At 74.5% G+C, this 19,704-nt stretch carries 13 protein-coding genes; 9 read left to right on the forward strand and 4 right to left on the reverse strand.

Annotated features, from left to right (window positions below):
* Positions 1–81 precede the first annotated feature (81 nt).
* Together ACFY3L_RS23795 and ACFY3L_RS23800 are read left to right on the forward strand one after the other, a co-directional pair.
* Positions 82–2,739 (forward strand): GNAT family N-acetyltransferase, encoded by a 2,658-nt coding sequence (locus tag ACFY3L_RS23795; RefSeq protein ID WP_389327860.1) that lies wholly within the window; start codon positions 82–84, stop codon positions 2,737–2,739.
* A gap of 195 nt (positions 2,740–2,934) precedes the next feature.
* Positions 2,935–3,573, forward strand: a complete 639-nt coding sequence (locus ACFY3L_RS23800; protein ID WP_389327863.1) for an HPP family protein — start codon at positions 2,935–2,937, stop codon at positions 3,571–3,573.
* A gap of 13 nt (positions 3,574–3,586) precedes the next feature.
* On the opposite strand, the gene ACFY3L_RS23805 is transcribed toward ACFY3L_RS23800, so the two are convergent.
* The gene (locus tag ACFY3L_RS23805) at positions 3,587–5,296 is read right to left on the reverse strand and encodes a universal stress protein (protein WP_389327866.1); all 1,710 of its coding nucleotides are present in this window, start codon (positions 5,294–5,296) and stop codon (positions 3,587–3,589) included.
* Between the two features lie 225 nt (positions 5,297–5,521).
* On the opposite strand from ACFY3L_RS23805, the gene ACFY3L_RS23810 reads away from it, so the two are divergent.
* Positions 5,522–6,169: a hypothetical protein gene (locus tag ACFY3L_RS23810; RefSeq protein WP_389327869.1), complete on the forward strand. Its 648-nt coding sequence runs from the start codon at positions 5,522–5,524 to the stop codon at positions 6,167–6,169.
* Here ACFY3L_RS23810 and ACFY3L_RS23815 read toward each other — a convergent pair.
* On the reverse strand, positions 6,149–6,382 hold the full coding sequence (locus tag ACFY3L_RS23815; RefSeq protein WP_389327872.1) for a hypothetical protein: 234 nt from the start codon (positions 6,380–6,382) through the stop codon (positions 6,149–6,151). The genes ACFY3L_RS23810 and ACFY3L_RS23815 overlap by 21 nt on opposite strands.
* Before the next feature lie 172 nt (positions 6,383–6,554).
* Here ACFY3L_RS23815 and ACFY3L_RS23820 point away from each other — a divergent pair, with 172 nt between their 5' ends.
* Positions 6,555–10,166: a hydantoinase B/oxoprolinase family protein gene (locus tag ACFY3L_RS23820; protein WP_389327875.1), complete on the forward strand. Its 3,612-nt coding sequence runs from the start codon at positions 6,555–6,557 to the stop codon at positions 10,164–10,166.
* Between the two features lie 287 nt (positions 10,167–10,453).
* Here ACFY3L_RS23820 and ACFY3L_RS23825 read toward each other — a convergent pair whose 3' ends face one another.
* Positions 10,454–11,362: a LysR family transcriptional regulator gene (locus tag ACFY3L_RS23825; RefSeq protein WP_389327878.1), complete on the reverse strand. Its 909-nt coding sequence runs from the start codon at positions 11,360–11,362 to the stop codon at positions 10,454–10,456.
* A gap of 38 nt (positions 11,363–11,400) precedes the next feature.
* Positions 11,401–12,423: a YeiH family protein gene (locus ACFY3L_RS23830; RefSeq protein WP_389327881.1), complete on the reverse strand. Its 1,023-nt coding sequence runs from the start codon at positions 12,421–12,423 to the stop codon at positions 11,401–11,403.
* A gap of 162 nt (positions 12,424–12,585) precedes the next feature.
* Between ACFY3L_RS23830 and ACFY3L_RS23835 the strand changes: the two genes are divergently transcribed.
* From ACFY3L_RS23835 to ACFY3L_RS23855, 5 genes are all read left to right on the forward strand, one after another.
* Entirely contained in the window at positions 12,586–14,046 is a 1,461-nt protein-coding gene (locus ACFY3L_RS23835; RefSeq protein ID WP_389327884.1) for an alpha-amylase family protein, read from the forward strand.
* 153 nt (positions 14,047–14,199) lie between these two features.
* Complete coding sequence (locus tag ACFY3L_RS23840; RefSeq protein WP_389327887.1) at positions 14,200–15,522, forward strand: sensor domain-containing protein; 1,323 nt, start codon at positions 14,200–14,202, stop codon at positions 15,520–15,522.
* Positions 15,519–16,157, forward strand: coding sequence for a response regulator (locus ACFY3L_RS23845; protein ID WP_389327890.1), 639 nt, complete (start codon positions 15,519–15,521; stop codon positions 16,155–16,157). Before ACFY3L_RS23840 ends, ACFY3L_RS23845 begins: the two co-directional genes overlap by 4 nt.
* Before the next feature lie 117 nt (positions 16,158–16,274).
* The gene (locus tag ACFY3L_RS23850) at positions 16,275–16,754 is read left to right on the forward strand and encodes a DUF6326 family protein (protein WP_389327893.1); all 480 of its coding nucleotides are present in this window, start codon (positions 16,275–16,277) and stop codon (positions 16,752–16,754) included.
* 47 nt (positions 16,755–16,801) lie between these two features.
* On the forward strand, positions 16,802–19,687 hold the full coding sequence (locus ACFY3L_RS23855) for a hypothetical protein (protein ID WP_389327896.1): 2,886 nt from the start codon (positions 16,802–16,804) through the stop codon (positions 19,685–19,687).
* Positions 19,688–19,704 lie beyond the last annotated feature (17 nt).

Raw genomic sequence — 19,704 nt, forward strand, 5'->3', positions numbered from 1 at the left:
TCGTGGGCGAGAATGACGTGAACGGGCAGGGCGCATTCCACCGAACGCCGCTGACAGCGGCATCACGGGCTGGAGGCGATCATGACCAACCGGATGAGCGCCGTCGACTGTCTGACCACGGACGGCCGGATCGTCCGGCTCCGCACGATCCGGCCGCAGGACGCGCCGGCCCTGCTCGCACTGCACCAGCGGCTCTCCCCGGCGAGCCGGTACCTGCGGTTCTTCAGCGCTGGCACGGCATTGGACGGCGAGGTCCGCAGGCTCGTCCGGCCGTCGGGGCCGGACCACGTACACCTGCTCGTGGAGGAGCGCGGCAGCGTCCTCGCCGCCGGCTCCTACGAACGCATCGACGCGGCACGGGCCGACTTCGCGCTCGTGGTCGACGACGATCACCACGGCGAGGGTCTCGGCACGCTGCTGCTGGAGCATCTGGCCGCCGCCGCGCGCCGGGCGGGCATCGCCGAGCTGGTCGGCGACGTGCTGCCGGGCAACGCCGCCATGCTGCGGGTGGGCGGTGACCTCGCGCCAGGTGTCGCCCGACGGCTCGAGGCCGACGCCGGGACGTTCCAGATCCGGGTGCCGACACTGCCGGACGAGGCGGCGCTGGCCGCCGTCGGGCTGCGGGACCGCACCGCGGCGCACCACTCGTTGCGACCGCTGCTGGCCCCGGCCTCGGTGGCCGTCATCGGTGCCGGGAGGCGACCCGGCGGGATCGGCCGCGAGGTGCTCGCGGCGCTGCGGGCGGGCGGCTACACCGGGGCCCTCCACGCGGTCAACCCGAACGCCGCGGAGGTGTGCGGGATGGCCGCCCATCCCAGCGTGGCGGCGATCGGCGGTGCCGTGGACCTCGCCGTCATCGCCGTGCCCGCGGCGGCGGTCCCCGAGGTGGTGCGCCAGTGCAGCACCGCGGGCGTGCGCGCCGCGGTCATCCTGACCGCCGGCATCGAACCGGCGACCCAGGCGGCCCTCGTCCGCCACGCACGCCGGCACGGCATGCGGATCCTCGGCCCCAACTGCCTCGGCGTGGTGAACACCGACCCCGCCGTGCGGCTGACCGCCACCTTCGCCCCGGCACCGCCCGTCGCGGGCGGCCTGGCGGTGGCGTCACAGTCCGGCGCGGTCGGCGTGGCCATCCTCGACGCCGCCACCGGCTGCGGCGTCGGCATCTCCAGCTTCGTGTCGCTCGGCAACAAGACCGACATCAGCAGCAACGACCTGCTCAGCTACTGGGCCGACGATCCGGCGACCCGCGCCGTCGCGCTCTACGTCGAGTCCTTCGGCAACCCGCGCCGGTTCGCCTGGATCGCCCGGGCCCTGGCCAGCCGCAAGCCGGTGCTGGCCGTCAAGAGCGGCCGCTCGGAAGGTGGCCGGCGGGCGGGTGCCTCGCACACCGCCGCCGTCGCGGCGCCGGAGACGGCGGTGGCGGCGCTGTTCGAACAGGCCGGCGTCATCCGCACCGACACGCTCGGCGAACTGCTGGACACCGCACGGGTGCTGGCCGACCAGCCGCTGCCCACCGGCAACCGCCTCGCCGTGGTGGGCAACGCCGGCGGGCTGAACGTGCTGGCGGCCGACGCCGCCCCGGCCGCGGGCCTCGTCGTGCCCACGCTGACCCTGCCCGGCCGCACGCCGGCCGCCGTGAACCCCATCGACCTCGGCGCCCAGGCCACCGCCGATTCCGTGAGCGAGGCGATCCGGGTGGTCGCCCGGTCCGGCGAGGCGGACCTGCTGGTCGTCACGTTCGTCGCCACGAGGAGCAACGACACCCCCGGCACCGTCGCGGCGATCGCCGCCACGGTCGACGACTGCCCACAGCTGCCGGTCGCCGTCGTCGTGGTCGGCGCGCCGGACGTGCCGAGAACCCTCGGGACCCGCAAGGTGCCGGTGTTCGACCTGCCGGAGCCGGCGGTGCTGGCGATGGGCCGGGCGGCACGGTACGCGGCCAGGCGGCGCGAACCGGTCGGGACCCGCCCCTCGCTGCCCGACGTCGACCACGGCGCGGCCCGTGGCATCGTGCAGCGGGCATTGGCGACCGGCGGCGGCTGGCAGCCCGCCGACGTGGCCAGATCGCTGCTCACCTGCTACCGCGTGCCGGTGGTGGAGACGCGCATCGCCACGGACGCCGGCGAGGCGCTGCGCTACGCCGAAGTGATCTCCTACCCGGTGGCGCTGAAGGCCGCCGCACCGGATCTCGTGCACAAGAGCGACATCGGCGCTGTGCGGCTCGGGCTCGCCGACGAGGCCGCGGTCCGTGTGGCGTACCGGGCGATCGGCGCTGCCGTCGGCACCGGGCAGCCCGCCGTGACCGTCCAGCCGATGGCCGATCCGGGCGTGGAGATGGTGGCCGGCGTGGTACACGATCCGGTGTTCGGCTCCCTGCTCATGCTCGGCCTCGGCGGTGTGTACACGGACCTGCTCGGCGACCGGACGCTCCGGCTGCTGCCGCTCACCGACCGCGACGCCGCGGCGATGTGGCGCGGGCTGCGCGCCGCGCCACTGCTGACCGGCTACCGCGGGGCGGCACCCGCGGACACCTCGGCGCTGGAGGATCTGCTGCTGCGCCTCGGCCGCCTCGCCGAGGACTTCCCCGAGATCGCGGAGCTCGACCTGAACCCGGTCCTCGTGGGCCCGCGCGGCTGCACCGCGGTCGACGTGAAGCTGCGCCTGGCGCCGGTCGGCGCCGAGCCCGACCCGTACCTTCGGCACCTCGCCACGGCGGACGGCCGGCACTCGAGCTGACACCGTCAGAGCACCGGCGATCCTGGGGCTGCAGCCGGCGACCTCGCCGACGCGACGAGGTTTCGTCGATTCCCAGGCGGGAAGCGAACGGGGATGGCGTTCGAACCGATCGCGGGCAGCGTGATCCCGGCCTGATCAGGAGCCGCCCAAGGATCGGAAGGACCCTCGGACCGCCACACCACTGAGGAGCCGACGATGCACGCCAAAGACATCATGACAGCGCCGGTGCACACCGTGCGTGCCGATGCGCCGCTGGGCGACGCGGTGGCGCTGCTGGAGCGGGAGTCCATCACCACGGTGCCCGTCGTCGACGAGCGAGACGTCCTGGTCGGGCTGATCAGCGAGCTCGACGTGCTCCGGCAGCAGACGGCCGCCGCGGCTGCCGGCGTGACGGGCGGCGTGACAGGCGAAGCGGCGCCGGGCGGCCGGGGCTCCCCCGCGCCGCGCGTCGGCCAGGTGATGTCGGGCCGGCCGCTGGTGGCCTGGCCCGAGGCCGACGTCGCCGACATCGCGGCCGCCATGGTGGAGCAGGGCGCGCACAGCGTCCCGGTCGTCGTCGAGGAGCACGTCATCGGCATCGTCAGCCGGTGCGACGTGCTGCGGACGATCCTGCCCACCGACGAGTCCGCGCAGCGCGAGGCGCAGCGGCGCCTCGACAGCTACGCCGGCGGGAGGCACCGCTGGTCGGTCTCGGTCCACGACGCCACGGCGGCCGTCGACGGCAGCTTCGACGACGACACCGAGCTCGCGGTCGCCCTGGCGCTGGTGCGCACCACCAAGGGAGTGAACGAGGTCCGCGTGCCCGCACGGACCGGCCCGCGCGGCGGTCGGTGAGGGTCAGGCCGGGTCATCCGACGATTGCCACCGCACCCGGGGGCCGGTCGGCGAACGCCCGGCTGACCGAGCCGAGCCGCAGCGGCGCAGGCAGGCGGTGTCCGTGACGGCCGAGGACGAGCAGCACAGCGCCACCGGCGGCGCGGCGCAGGCCTTCGACGGGTGGGCCGAGGAAGACCGCGCGCTTGAGCGGCACCTGGGGGAACCCGGCGGAGACCGGCTCGACCGAGGCGGCCAGGAGCCCGATCGACTCCGGCTCGGTGGCGAAGTGTGTTTCCAGCGTCGTCTCGTCGAACCAGAAGTCTCCCACCGCCCGAGCACTGACATGGACCGCGGCGAGCGGCACGCGGTGTCGATGGGCGTACCGGAAGCCGAACCTGATGGCGGAGTGCGACGCGGCCGAGCCGTCGACAGCGACGACGACGTGCCCGGCGAACGGCCCTCGACGGTGCGGCGGCGCCGGAGCGGGCACGATCACCACTGGCACGGGCGCGTGGGCGGCGACGCGGGCGGCGGTCGACAGGTGTCCCAGATGAGCCGGCACGGCCGCGCCGAGCACGAGGAGATCGGCGCGGTCGGCCAGGTCCAGCAGGGCGTCGACGGCACCGCCGTCGGCCACGTCGAAGTCGACGTGCTGCCCGCCGAGACGGTCGCGCGCGGCGTGCAGGTGCCGGGCCAGGACGGGATCGACGCGCTCCAGCACCGGCAGGTCCGGCCCGGGGCCGCGGATCCGGTGGGGTGGGTCGGTGTGACGGACGGCGATGTCGGCGGCGCCGGCCTCGGCCTCGTCGCAGGCCCAGGACAGGGCGGTCCATCCGGACTCGGTGCCGTCGACACCCACGCCGATACGCCGGCACGGCCGGTCCGTCGACGGCGCCGTCTCGGTCGTGGCCCCCGTGCCGCGGGCGATGAGCACCGGGCCCGCGGCGTGGTGCAGGACCTGCCCGCTGACCGAGCCCAGCCGCGATCCCGTGAACCCGCCACGTCCCCGGACGCCGACCACGACCATCACGGCGTGCTCCGACGCGCGGGTCAGCACCTCTGCCGCGGTGCCGGGCAGCAGCCGGAGATCGATCTCGACGTCGGGGTACTTCGCCTGCCAGGGCTCGACCTCGACGGCCAACGCGTGACCCGCGGCGGCCTCGGCCGATGCCGAGCCGGCGTCCGGCACCTGCCAGGCCCGGACGACGGCCAGCGGGAGATGGCGGGAGGCCGCCTCTTCGAAGGCCAGCTCGAGCGCCAGGACGGAGCCGGAGGATCCGTCGACGCCCACGACGACCGGGCCGTTCCGCGGCAGCGAGGCCTCCGGGCCGGCCCACCGCTCGGCGTGGTGGACGACCAGCACCGGGCACGCGGCTTGCGAGCTCAGGTGCATGCCGACCGAACCGAGCAGCAGCCCGGCGAAACCGCCGAGGCCGCGGCTGCCGATCACGACCAGCCGCGCGCGGTGGGACTGTTCGCACAGCACGTCGGACGGCTCACCTGCGGCGACGACGGTCTCGACCTCGATCGCCGGCTCCCATCCGCGCGCGAGCGCGGCCGCGTTGCCGGCGAGCGCGGGCTCCTGCGCGGAGAGACCGAAGGGGACCGGGATGCCCAGCGCGTGCACCACCATCAGCGGGCACCTGTGCCGGGCCGCTTCGTCCGCGGCCCAGCGCACCGCGCCGCGGCTGGCCGCCGACCCGTCGACGCCGACCACGATCGGTGCGATGTCTCCCGGCATGGCTCCTCGCTCACCAGATCCGGTGTGTCAACGACTCGTCTTGCCCACACGACCACGTTCATGACCACCCGACCGGGTGATCGTCCACCGTTTGCGTGGTCGGGTGAGGCGGCGGCCGGTCCGGGGGTGATTGGTGCGCGGTGCCCGGGGTAGTGCGCCGTGCGTGACGCCGCGCGCCCGGGCCGGCGCAACACTGGTGTCGCAACCGTCCAGCAGGAGTCTGGAGTGTGGAATCCTCAGGAGACGAGCGGGCTCAGCGGTCACCTGGCCTTGGTGATCGAGCGCTCGCGAATCGCGATGGAGCACGTCTCCGAAGCCCTGTCGGACTCCGGTTCTTCCGCCGCGGACGCGCTCCAGGCCGCCGGGAAGGCGTTGTACGCGCTGCGCCAGGCCGTCGACGACCAGGCGTTGGCGATCGGGGAGACCCGGGACGCGTCGCCTGCCGCCGCTGTACGGGCGGTCGTCGCCGCCGCGCAGGTCAATGCCGACGCGGAGGGCGTCGAGGGGCTGGCGAAGCGGCTGGCCGAGATCGCCGGCTCGGGGCCGGCGCGGCCGGCGATGCCGGCCGAGGTGCAGGCCGTCGTGAGCCGCTTGGGCCGGATCTGCGTCGACATGATGGTCACGGCGGGCAGCGCCGGGACGTCGCCGCGGGCCGCCACGGAGGCGCGGATCGCAGCCGCCGATGCCGAGGTGCGCCGGCTGCGACAGCGGCTCGACCACCTGCTGCTGCACGATCCTGCTCCGGTCGATGTGGACGCCGCGCTGGACGCCGCATTGGCCTGCCGGTACTACGCGCACTGCACTGGGCTCGCGGCTTCCATGGCGCGGCACGCGATCCTGGGCGCGCACGCATCAGGGCACGCCCGCCAGTGAGGTCTCGTCCAGGATCCGCCGCCACACCGTGTCGTTGAGGATGTCCCGATGGTGTGCCACCACCAGTTCGGCCTGGACGGGATCGGTGCGGTCGATCGACAGCCGGCCGTCGTGGACAAGATGCCTGAGCAGGACGGCGATGCTCGTCGCATAGATCTCCGACGCGTCGGTGGGTGCCTCCGAGACCTGGTTGTCGTCGCCGACGACTCGCACGGACACGAGTACAGGCGGCTGCTGACCCGGAATCTCGGCTGTGGCGATGACGATGTCGCTGTCCCCGACGCCCGCCGCAATCTCCGCGCTGTCTCCCCGCAGGCTCAGCCAACGGTAGCCCGTCCGTGGACCCGCGGCGACGCGTCGCCGGCACCGGAAGAGGAGGCTCGCAATGGTAGGCGGACGGTGGCAGTTCTGGATCGACCGTGGCGGCACGTTCACCGACGTCGTCGCCAGGAGGCCGGACGACGGCCGGCTGGTGACACGCAAGCTGTTGTCGAACAACCCGGCACGCTACGCCGACGCGGCGGTCGCCGGAATCCGGGCACTGCTCGGTGTTCCCGATGCGGCGCCGATACCGGTGGACCGGATCGAGGCGGTGCGGATGGGGACCACGGTCGCCACGAACGCGCTGCTGGAGCGCAAGGGCGAGCGCACCGTGCTGGTCATCACGGAGGGCTTCGGCGACGCGCTGCGGATCGGCTACCAGAACCGGCCACGCATCTTCGACCGGCGGATCGTGCCGCCGGAGGTGCTGTACGAGCGCGTGATCGAGGTGGCCGAACGGATGTCGGCCGACGGCACCGAGCTGCGCTCGCCGGATCTCGACCGGCTCGCCGGCGACCTGCGGCGGGCGCACGACAGCGGCATCCGCGCGGCCGCGGTGGTCTGCCTGCACAGCCACCTGTACCCGGCCCACGAACGGGACATCGGAAGGCTGGCGGAGCGGGCTGGCTTCGGGCAGGTCTCGTGCTCGAGCGAGGTGAGCCCGTTGATGAAGCTGGTGCCGCGCGGCGACACCACCGTCGTCGACGCGTACCTGTCGCCGGTCCTGCGCCGGTACGTCGAAGCGGTGGCGGAGCAGCTGCACGGCGTACGGCTGATGTTCATGCAGTCCAACGGCGGCCTGGCCGAGGCAGGGCACTTCCGCGGCAAGGACGCGATCCTGTCCGGTCCGGCCGGTGGCATCGTCGGCATGGCGCGCATGTCGCGGCTGGCCGGCTTCGACAAGGTGATCGGCTTCGACATGGGCGGCACCTCCACGGACGTGTCGCACTACGCCGGCCAGTACGAGCGGGTCTTCCACACCCAGATCGCGGGGGTGCGGCTGCGCGCCCCCATGATCGACATTCGCACCGTCGCGGCGGGCGGCGGGTCGGTCCTGCACTTCGACGGCGCCCGCTACCGCGTCGGGCCGGACTCCGCGGGTGCCGCCCCCGGGCCGGCCTGCTACCGCAACGGCGGGCCGCTCACCATCACCGACGCCAACGTGATGCTCGGCCGGATCCAGCCCTCGACGTTCCCCCAGGTCTTCGGACCGGACGGCGACCAGCCACTGGATGCCGGCGTGGTGCGACGCAGGTTCGCCGAGCTGAGCGCGGACATCGCCGGGCGGACCGGCGACGAGCGCACGCCGGAGCAGGTCGCGGAGGGGTACCGGCAGATCGCGGTCGCGAACATGGCCAACGCGGTGAAACGGATCTCGGTGCAGCAAGGCCGTGACGTCACCGGGTACGTGCTCACGACGTTCGGGGGTGCCGGCGGGCAACACGCGTGCTCAGTGGCCGACTCGCTGGGTATCCGCGCCGTGCTCGTGCCGCCGATGGCGGGCGTGCTGTCCGCGCTCGGCATCGGCCTCGCCGACACCACCGCGATGCGCGAACAGTCGGTGGAGCGCCGCCTGGAGCCCGCGGCGATGCGACGGCTGACCGGCGTCGCGGACGCGCTGGAGGCGGCGGCCCGCTCGCAGCTGCTGGACGAGGACGTGCCGGTCCGGCGCATCCGGGTGCACCGGCGCGTGCACCTGCGCTTCGAGGGCACCGACACCGCGCTGCCGGTCGAGCTCACCGACCTGGACGCGATGGTGGCGTCGTTCCGGACGGCATACCGGCGCATGTACGCGTACCTCATGGACCGCCCGCTGATCGTCGAGGCGGTCTCGGTCGAGGCCGTCGGGCTGACCGAACCCCCGGACCTCTCCCGCCCGGACGAGCCCGCCAGCGTGCCGGAACGCGCCGCCGCACGGCCGCTCGGCACGACCCGCTTGTACACCGGCGGGTCCTGGCGGGAGGTGCCGCTGTACGAGCGGGACCGCCTACGCCCCGGCGACACCGTCGGCGGCCCCGCCATCGTGGCCGAGGCGGACGCGACCACGGTGGTCGACGACGGCTGGCGGGCGGCGGTGACGAAGTTCGGCCACCTGCTCCTGGAACGGATCCGGCCGAGCGACCAGGCCTCCGAGGCGACCACCCAGGTCGACCCGGTGCTGCTGGAGATCTTCAACAACCTCTTCATGTCGATCGCCGAGCAGATGGGCGCCCGGCTGGAGTCGACCGCGCAGTCGGTGAACATCCGCGAGCGGCTGGACTTCTCGTGCGCGCTGTTCGACCCGGACGGCGATCTCATCGCCAACGCGCCGCACATCCCCGTCCACCTCGGCTCGATGAGCGCCAGCATCAAGGAGGTCATCCGTCGTCGCCACGCTGGCATGCGGCCCGGCGACGTGTACGCGATCAACGACCCGTACCACGGCGGCACCCATCTGCCCGACATCACCGTCGTCACCCCGGTCTTCGGCGCCGACCGGTCCGCCGTGCTGTTCTACGTGGCCTCCCGGGGTCACCACGCGGAGATCGGCGGGCTCACGCCCGGCTCCATGCCCGCGACCAGCCGCGACGTCCACGAGGAGGGTGTGCTGTTCGACACCTGGCCGCTCGTCGAGGACGGCCGGTTCCGCGAGGAGGAGACGCTCCGGCTGCTCACGGAGGCGCCGTACCCGTCCCGGAACCCGGCGACCAACCTCGCCGACCTGCGCGCCCAGATCGCCGCGAACGCCAAGGGTGTCGAAGAGGTCGGACGGATGATCGACCACTTCGGCCTCGACGTGGTGCAGGCGTACATGCGGCACGTCCAGGACAACGCCGAGGAGGCGGTACGGCGCGTCATCGACGCCCTCGGCGACGGCGAGTACCGCTACGAGATGGACTCAGGGGCGGCGATCGCGGTCCGGATCACGGTCGACCACGCCGGCCGCGGCGCGACGATCGACTTCAGCGGCACGTCACCGCAGCTGGCGACGAACTTCAACGCGCCCTCGTCGGTCGTCACCGCGGCGGTGCTGTACGTCTTCCGGACGCTGGTCACCGATGAGATCCCGCTCAACGACGGCTGCCTGCGCCCGCTGCGCATCGTGGTGCCTGCCGGTTCGATGCTCGCGCCCGCCTACCCCGCGGCCGTGGTCGCCGGAAACGTGGAGACGTCACAGGCGATCGTCGGCGCGCTCTACGCCGCGCTCGGCGTCCAGGCCGAAGGGTCCGGGACGATGAACAACGTCAGCTTCGGCAACGAGCGGCACCAGTACTACGAGACCGTCGCCTCCGGGTCGGGCGCCGGCGACGGGTTCGACGGGGCCTCGGTGGTGCAGACCCACATGACGAACTCCCGGCTGACCGACCCCGAAGTCCTCGAATGGCGCTTCCCGGTGCTCCTGGACGAGTTCGCCGTCCGGCACGGCAGCGGGGGCGCCGGCCGGTGGCGGGGCGGCGACGGCGCGGTGCGCCGCATCCGGTTCCTCGAGTCGATGACCGTCAGCACCCTGTCGGGCCACCGGCGCGTGCCGCCGTATGGCCTCGCCGGCGGTGCGCCCGGCGCGCTCGGCGCCAACCGGGTGGAACGCGCCGACGGCAGCGTCGTCCGCCTCGCCGGCTGCGGCTCCGTCGACGTCCGGCCGGGCGACGTGCTGGTCGTCGAGACACCCGGCGGCGGCGGATACGGCAGCTCGTGACCGCGCATGGTCTGGCGCACGTGTGAGCGCTGGCGTCAGGTGGCTGGCGTATGGCCGGTGCGCGGGCCGCTGGCCCTGGCTGTGGCTGGTCCGCCGGCCCAGTACCGGATCGGGACAGGCCGGACACTGCCGCACCTCTGGCCGGATCGGCTGCGGCGACCGGCACCGCTGGAGCGCCGGCGATCGCCAGGGCGTGCCGGGTCTGCTCGGCGTCCGGGACGACGCCGTGCTGAGCCCGGCGGGCCGAGCTGACCGGCCGGCACCGGCGACCGTGGTGCCGGCGCCCGTCACCGCGCCGCGATGGCCAGCAGTTCCGCCGCCACGGTGGTCGGGGTGCGGCCGAGCCACAAGGCGTGCAGCGGGCGGGACAGGCGAAGGCCCTCCACCCGCAGCTCGACCAGGTCGCCGGCGGCGACGGCGGACGCGGCGGCGCGGGCGCTGATCACGCCGATGCCGCCGCCCGCGCGGACCGTGGCGAGGATCGTCGTGGTCGAGCCGAGGCTGATGGCGTGCGGCAGCACCGGCGGGAAGCCGAGCGCCTGTTCGAGCGCGTTCAGGAAGGTGTCGCGGGTGCCGGAGCCCGGCTCCCGCAGCAGGAGCGGCTGGTCGGCGAGGTCGGTGGGGCGCAGCTCGCGCCAGGCCTGCGCGGCGAGCGGGTAGCTGGCGGCGACGACCAGGGCGAGCCGGTCCTCACCGACGGCGCGGGAGCCGAGGTCTGCCGGGATGTCGGGCGACTCGACGAAGCCGAGGTCGGCCACGCCCCGGCGGACGGCCTCGACGACGCCCTGGCTGTTCGCCACGTCGGCGGCGATGTCGAGGCCGGGATGGGTGCGGCGCAGGCTCAGCAGCCAGCCCGGCAGCAGGTGCTCGGCCACGGTGAGGCTCGCCGACAGGCGCAGCCGCGCCTGCCGGTCGGCGCGCAGGGTCAGCACGCCGTCGGCGAGGGCTTGCGCGGCGTCGATGACGCCGTGCGACCAGGCGACGACCGCCTCCCCGGCGGGGGTGAGCAGGCTTCCCCGTCTGGAGCGCACCAGCAGGGGCACGCCGAGCCGGCGCTCCAGCTTCGCCAGCCGCGCGCTCGCGCTGGGCTGGGTGATCCCGTGCGCCAGCGCCGCGCGCCCGACGCTGCCGGTCTCGGCGACGGAGACCAGGAGATCGAGCGCCGGCAGGTCGTTCATCCAGGGCGGCAGTGGCATCGTGCGCAGTCTGTCACAGCCGCCTTCCGGCCGGTCCGTCATCCGGTGAGCAGGTGCTGCAGCCCGAGGCTGGTCGCGCTGACCGCGACCCAGAGGATCAGGCCGAGCAGCAGCGGCCGGACGCCGGCCCGGCGCATGGCCGCCACGTCGGTGGACAGGCCCACCCCGGCGAGGGCGATCGCGATGCACAGCAGCGCCAGCCGGTGCAGCGCCGTCCCGGCCCCGGCGGGGATCAGGCCACCGGTGTTCAGCGCGGCCACGCCGAGAAACGCGACCAGGAACCACGGGACGAGGGAGGCCGCCAGCCGTACCTTCGACGTCGGCGCGGGCTCCTCGCGGCGGCGGGTCCAGGCGGTGACGACGAGCACCACCGGAATGATCATCAGCGTCCGGGCCAGCTTGACGACGACCGCGAACCGGTCGGCGCCGTCCCCGTAGGCGCCCGCGGCGGCCACCACCGAACTGGTGTCGTTGACCGCCGTGCCCGCGAACAGCCCGAACTCGTGCGGGCTCAGGCCGAGTGCGTGGCCGAGCGGCGGGAAGACCAGCACGGCGGCGACGTTGAACACGAAGATCGTCGAGATGGCGTACGCCACGTCGCCGCTCTTCGCCCGCAGCGCCGGCGTGGCGGCCGCGACGGCGGAGGCACCGCAGATGCCCGTGCCGACGCCGATCAGCGTGCGCAGGTCGCCGGAGACGCCGAGCCGCCGGCCGACCAGCCAGGCCAGCAGCAGGCACACCGCCAGCGTGCCGAGCATGACCGGCAGCGACCCCGCGCCGACCCGCAGCACCTCGCCGAGCGACAGCTGAGCGCCCAGCAGCACGACGGACAGCTGCAGGACCGCACCCTTGGCCACGGCCAGCCCCGGCCGCAACGCCTCGCACCGGCGCCGGGCCAGCGGACTCAGCAGCACCCCGGCGGCGACGGCGAAGACCGGCGCGCCCAGCACGGGGACCCGCGCGCCGAGCACGGACGCGGCCGCGCCGAGCACGACGGCCGCACCGAGCCCTGCGGCCTGGACCGGCAGGCGACGCCCACGAGCCTCAGCAAGAACGATCACCGACTCAGGCTCCGCCCCGGCGGAGCGCCCCGGTAGCGGCCGATCCGGAACCACGGTCATAGACAATGCCTATGACCTCCGCCGGCCGGCCGCGGCGAGGTTGCCCATGGCAGGCACGTTCATCGATACTTGAGCTTCCGCCGCCTTGTCATTGGAGCACCCATGCCGAGCTGCCGGCCGCTTGCCGCCGTCCTGTCCACCGTCGTGCTCGCGGCGCTGACCACCACCGTGGCGACCGTCGCGCCGCAGGCCGTCACGCCGTCAGAGGCCGCCACCGCCGGGCCGAAGACCGTCATCGCCAACCTGTTCGAGTGGAACTGGACATCGGTCGCATCCGAATGCTCCACCTTCCTCGGGCCGCGCGGCTACGGCTACGTCCAGGTCTCCCCGCCGCAGGAGCACGTGCGGGGTCAGGAGTGGTGGGTCGCGTACCAGCCGGTCAGCTACCGCATCGAGTCGCGCAAGGGCACCCGGTCGCAGTTCCAGTCGATGGTCAGCGCCTGCCACGCGGCGGGGGTCAAGGTCATCGTCGACGCGGTCGTGAACCACATGGCCAACACCGACAAGAGCGGCCCGGGCTGGGCCGGGTCCGCCTGGACGCACTACGACTACCCCGGCACGTACCAGACGCAGGACTTCCATCACTGCGGGCGCAACGGCAACGACGACATCGTCAACTACAACGACCGCTACGAGGTGCAGAACTGCGAGCTGGCGAACCTGGCGGACCTCGACACCGGCGCCACCTACGTGCGCGACCGGCTCGCCGGCTACCTCAACGACCTGCTGTCGCTGGGCGTCGACGGCTTCAGGATGGACGCCAGCAAACACATGCCCGCCGCCGACATCGCCGCACTGAAGGCCCGGCTGTCCCGGCCGGTGTACATGGTGCAGGAGGTCATCTACGGCGCCGGCGAGCCGATCACCCCGCAGGAGTACACCGGCAACGGCGACGTGCACGAGTTCCGGTACGGCAAGGACCTCGCCCGCGTGTTCCGCGACGAGCGGCTCGCGTACCTCTCGAACTTCGGTGAGGGCTGGGGCTACATCCCGGGCAACGTCGCCAACGTGTTCGTCGACAACCACGACACGCAGCGGGACGTCCCCGGCACCCTGACCTACCGCGACAACGGCATCTACGCCCTGGCCAACGCGTTCATGCTGGCGTGGCCGTACGGATCCCCGACGGTGATGTCGAGCTACGAGTTCACCGACCGCAACCAGGGCCCGCCGTCGGACGCGTCCGGCCGCACCAACGCCACCACCTGCTTCACCGGCTGGCGTTGCGAGCACCGCTGGCAGGTCATCGCCAACATGGTCGGGTTCCGCAACGCGGTCACCGGCACCGGCGTCGTCAACTGGTACGACAACGGCTTCCAGCACATCGCGTTCGGCCGCGGCAGCGCCGGCTACATCACCATCAACGATGAGGACTTCGCCGTCACCGGCCGCTCGTACCGCACGAACATGCCCGCCGGCCGCTACTGCGACGTGATCCACGGTGAGAAGAGCGGCACGGCCTGCACCGGCCCGGTCATCACGGTCGACGGGACCGGCTGGTTCCGCACGGACGTCGCCGCCCACGACGCCGTGGCCATCCACGCCGGCGCCCGCATCTCCTGACCGTCGCGGCGCTCGGCCGTGCCCGGATCCGCGGACCGGGAACGGCCGAGGCGGGACCGCGGCCGGTCAGAGCCGGCGAATGTCCCATTCGGACGATTCGCCCATGGGTGTACCAGGGATCGGCGCCGGTGGGACGGCTGGCACGATGTGCTCGTGACGGGCCGGGATGTGCGGGAAGCGGGGTACCTCCTGCTCGGCGCCGTCTTCGGGGTGTTCTGGGTAGCGCTGGTCGGTTCGCTGTACCTGTCGGGCATCGTCACCCGGTTCGCGCCGGTGACCGTGGTGCTGCTGCTCGCCGCGCACCTGTTGCTACGGCCGATCGGGCGGTTCGAGCGGCTGCTGGCCCGGGTCCTGCTGGGGCAGGACGTGGCCGCGCCGGCGCCGGTCGGGTTCCGGCGCGCCACCCACCCGCGGTGGCGCCGGCTGGTCGACCCGTGGCGGTGGACGGCCGCGGTGGTCCGCGACCCGCACAGCTGGCGGGTGCTGGCGTGGACCCTGGTCCGCGCCGTCAGCGGTCCCCTCGGCGCCGCCGTCGTGCTGCTGTACGCCGCCTCGCCGCTGCTCCTGCTCTGGCCGCTGGCCGCGCTGGCGGACCGGATGAGCGACCGGATCGCGATCGGCGCCGGCGGGACGGCCTGGTCGCTGCTCGGCCCGGTCGCGTTCGTCGCGGCGGTGCCGGTGCTGCGCGGTGCGCTGCGTGCCCTGGCGGGATGGCACCGCCGCCTCGCCGTCTGGGCGCTCGGACCGGGCCGCAGAGAGGTCGAGGCCGCCGTGCTGGCCCGCGCCGTACGGGCGGAGGAGCAGGTACGTATCGACCAGGAGCTGCACGACAGCATCGGCCATCTCCTGTCGATGATCGTGGTGCAGGCCGGGGCGGGCGTGCACGTGTTCGACCGTGACCCCGGCTTCGCGCGGGCCGCGCTCGCCACGATCGAGGAGCGCGGCCGGGCCGCCCTCGGCGAACTGGACCGCATCATCGCCGGCATCCGCGGGCACGGGCCGGACGCCCTGGCGCCGCTGCCGGGCGCCGGGGACCTCACGGCGCTGCTGGACGGTGCGGCCGGCGCCGGGATGCGGGTGCGGTCCCGGATCCGGCTCGGGCCGCTGCCGCCGGTCGTCGGCCGGGGCGTGTACCGGGTCGTCCAGGAGGCGCTCACCAACGCCGCCAAGCACGCGCCCGGCCGTGACGTGGACGTCGACGTCGCCGCGGACGAGCGGATCGTGGCCCTGTCGGTCGTCAACCCGGTCGGGGAGGCACCGCCGGCCGGCGGCGGCGGGCTCGGGCTCGCGTCGATCCGCGACCGGGTCGCCCTGCTCGGCGGCCGCGCCACCCTCGGGCGCACCGCCGGCGGCGGGTTCGCGGTCCGCGCCGTCGTGCCGCTCGGCGCCGCCCTGCCTGACGGGGCCGCCGCCTGCCGCCTCACCGCCGGGTGCGACTGCCTCGGCTGCGCGCTGCGCCGTACGGTGTCGGGATGAGGATCGCCATCGTCGACGACGATCCGCTCGTCCGGATCGGGCTGCGGGTCATCCTGGCCTCCGAGCCCGGCTGGGAGGTCGTCGCCGAGGCCGGCGACGGGGACACCGCGGTCGCGGTCGCCGCTGCCGATCCGCCGCCGGACCTGATCCTCATGGATGTGCGGATGCCCGGCACGGACGGTATCGAGGCGACCCGCCGCATCACCGCCGGCGGCGCGTCGGTGCGGGTGCTGGTGCTGACGACGTTCGAGGTCGACGAGTACGTGTACCGGGCGCTGCGCGCCGGCGCCAGCGGGTTCGTGCTGAAGCGGACCCCGCCCGCGCAGCTCATCGAGGCCGCCCGGGTGGTCGGCACCGGCGAGTCGCTGCTGTTCCCCGCATCGACCCGCGGCATCATCGAACGGTTCGCCGCACCTTCCGGCGCCGGCCTGCCCGACCTGTCCGAACGCGAACGGGACGTCCTGCGCCTGCTGGCCCGCGGCCTGTCCAACGCCGAGATCGCCACCGAACTGTTCCTGTCCGTGCAGACCGTCAAGTCGCACGTGGCGACGCTGCTGGCGAAGCTCGGCGTCCGCGACCGCACCCAGGCCGTGGTCGCCGCGTACGAGTCCGGCTTCGTCACCCCGGGGCAGTAGGTTCCCTCCAAAGGACCAGCCGGGTTCCCTCCGTGGAGGGTACGAACGCGGCGCCGCCACCAATAGCGTCAGGACCGCCACGTGCCAGCGTGGCACTGACGCGAAAGGCACGCCACCGTGACCGGGACCCTGCTCACCGACCGGACGACCCGCCGCGACCGGGCCGTCGTGCTTTCGACGCTCTGGATCTTCGCGGTGCTCAGCTACCTGTACTGCGACGTCCTGGGCCACATGGACTCGGCCGTGCTGGCCGACCTGCTCGACGGCGAGGTCAACGGCATGCGGATCAGCCCGGGATTCCTTCTCGGCGCCGGCTTCCTGATGCAGGTGCCGATCTGGATGGTGCTGCTGTCGCGGGTGCTGCCGCACCGTGCGGCCCGCTGGGCCAACATCGCCGCCGGCGCAGTGATGACGCTCGTCCAGGCGGCCTCCCTCACCGTCGGCACGCCGGCCGCGTACTACGTCCTGTACAGCGTCGTGGAGCTCGGCTGCACCGCGTTCATCGTCTGGTACGCCTGGACCTGGCGCACGGACCAGCGCACGGACCAGCGCACGGACCAGCGCGCGGACCAGCGCACGGACCAGCGCACGGCCTGAGCCGCGCCGCGGCGTGCGGCTTGACCCGGCACGCCATCATGATCGGCGTGACGGGACCGGACCTCTCCCCTGACCACTACCTGACGCTGTTCGGCGGCCTGGACGCCGGCCTGCCGGCGCTCGCCGCCGACCCGCTGCTGGCGGGCGTCGACGACCTCGCCCCGCTGCGGACCCTCGCCGCCGGCCTCGCCGCCGCCGGCCGCCACCGCGACCTGCGCCGCCTGCTGCTCACCGGCACGCTCGACAACGTCTGGTTCGAGGCGCACGACGCCCACGACCACGTCGACGGCTTCCTCGCCGACGTCGACCTCGCCCGCCGGCACGCCGCTGCGGAGACCGACGCGGCCCTCGCCGCCGGCAGGCCCGCGCCGTCGCTCGTCGACGAGGTGTGGCTGGGCCTGGTCGCGGCGAGCGTCCACAGCCGCCGGAGCCGCGTCTCCACCGAGGTCGCGGCCCGGCTGAGCGAGGCCGGGATCGGCGCCGCCGAACGGCTGGCCCGCCGCCGCGATGCCCGCTGGGCAAGCCAGTGGCTCAGGAAGGCGCTCGCCGACGACGGCCACTACCGGGTCCAGACCACCGCGTACTTCCTGCCGTTCCTGCCGTCCGGCGACCGCCCGGCCGTCGTCGCGGACACTCTCGAGTACACGCTCGCGTTCCGGCTGCCCGTGCCTGACCCGGAGCGGATCTCGGACCACGAGTACGACTGGCGCGGCGCCGCGATCGCTGACCTGGCCCCGTTCCTGGACCCGGACCAGGCCTCGGCCGCGCTGGACGCTCTCGCCACCGTCGAGCACCCAGGCTTCTACGAGGTCATGGCGTGGGCCGCGCTCGTGCCGCTGCTGCCGCCCGACCGGCGCGCCACGGCCGTCACCCGAGCGCTGGCGGTGGCCACCGCGATCGTCACCCCCCGGGACCGCGGCGAAGCGCTCGCGGCCGTCGCCCCGCACCTGGACGCCGCGCAGCTGCAGCGGGCCGTCGAGGCGGCCGCCGCATACGACTGGCTCTATCAGGCCGACGCGCTGACGCCGCTCGTGCCGCATCTGCCCGCCGAGCATCTCGCCGGGGTGCTCGCGTTCGCCGTCGGCCACCCTTTCGAGACCCCCCGGGCCGCGCTGCTCGCCGCCCTTGCCCCGCGGCTGCCGGACCGGCTGCTGCCGCACGCGCTCGCGGCCGCCAAGGCCATGACGCACCCGGGGCCGCGCGCCGAGGCCTTGACCGCGCTCGTGCCGCACCTGCCGGTGAAGCCCCGCGCCGCCGCCGCTCGGCACGCTCTGGACGCCGCCGCCGCCAGCCCGGAGTGGCAGCGCGCCCCCGCCCTGACCGGCCTCGCCGCCCACCTGCCGGACCGGCTGACCGACCGCGCCCTCGACATGGCCGCCGCCATCGCCGACGAGCAGAAGCGCGCCGCCGCCCTCGCCGGACTGGCCCCGCACCTGCCGGACCGGCACGTCGACGCCGCGCTCGCCGCGGCGACCGCGATCCACGACGAGGAGCACCGCGCCGAGGCACTGGAGGCTCTGGCCGCCCACCTGCCGGCCGACCGGGCATTCCAGGGCCTCGCCACCGTGCCGACGCTGCACCAGCCTGGGCTACGGGCCCGGGTCTGGACGGCGCTCGCGCCACGCCTCCCGGCCGGCGTGCGCGAGGTGATCCTCCGCCGCGCGGCCGCCGCCGCCACGGCCGTCGGTGACGACGACTGGCGGGCCCGCGCCCTGACCGCCCTCGCCCCGACCGCGCTCCGGACAACCGGCGCCGGCGATCGGGACCACGGCGTCCCCGGCCACGCCGCCCGGCGCGGTGACGTGACGGCCGATCAGATGCTGGACGCCGTACGCGGCATCGTGTCGGCCTCCGCTCGGGCGTGGGCGCTCGTCGGGGTCGCGCCGCACCTGCCGCCCGACCTGCTCGGTGACGCGCTCGGGATCGCGGCGGCGATCACCGAACCGGGCGCCCTGGCCGATGCCCTCGCCGGACTCACCCCGCACCTGCCCGCGCAGCAGCGCCGGGACGCCGTCGCCGCGGCGGCCCTCACCGCGGACCGGGCCGCGCGGGGGCAGGCACTGGCGGGCCTCGTGCCGCACCTGTCCGAACCCCACCGCGCCGCCGCCCTCGGCCTCGCGCTCGACGACGCCGAGGCCGACCCGAAGCACCGGGCCCAGATCCTCGTCACCCTCGGGCGCGCGGCGGCCGCGGGCACCCTGCCGCCGGACGTGGCCGACCGGGCGCTGCGGCTCGCCGCCGCGGTCCTCAACCACTACCAGCGGGCGGACGCCCTGGCCGCACTCGCGCCGCATGTACGGGACGCGCGGCCGGACACACGCCCGGCCGTCACCGGCACCCGCGCCGAGCAGGCGGACGCGCATGCCGCGCCCGCCCCCGACATGAGCACCGAGGAACCGGCCGAAGCCGTCAGCGCGGCACTCGGTGCCGCGATGGCGATCAACGACCCCACCCGCCGAGTGAGAGCCCTCGGCCGGCTGCTGCCCGTCGTCGCCGAGCACCAGCGCAGCGAGATCGGTGCCCGGGCCTTGGACGCCGCCGAGGCGATCGCCGCTGGAGGAGACATCGACGACACGTGGACAGGCCAGTCCGGACAGGCCCGGGCGGATGCCGTCGCCGAGATCGCCCCGCATCTGCCGGCGGCGCTGCTGCCCCGGGCCGCCGCCGCGGCGGCCGGTGCCGGCGGCAACCGGCACGGTGACGACGCCGCGCGCGCGATGCTGGCGGTCGCCCGCCGGGCCCGCGAGTGTCTCGACGCGCAACCCGGGGCCGCGACCGCCCGGGCCGCTGTGCTCGTCCTGCGGACCGGCCTCGACGCCCAGAACCGGCGCGTCGGGCTCGCCGCCATCGCCGGCCTCGCCGGAGCCGTCCAGACGCTCGCCGGGACCAGCCCCGCCGCGGCCGTGCTCGGCACCGCCGCATGGTGGGGCTGACCGCCCGGCGAGCCGGG

Source organism: Dactylosporangium sp. NPDC000521 (genome assembly GCF_042898305.1).
GTDB lineage: Bacteria > Actinomycetota > Actinomycetes > Mycobacteriales > Micromonosporaceae > Dactylosporangium.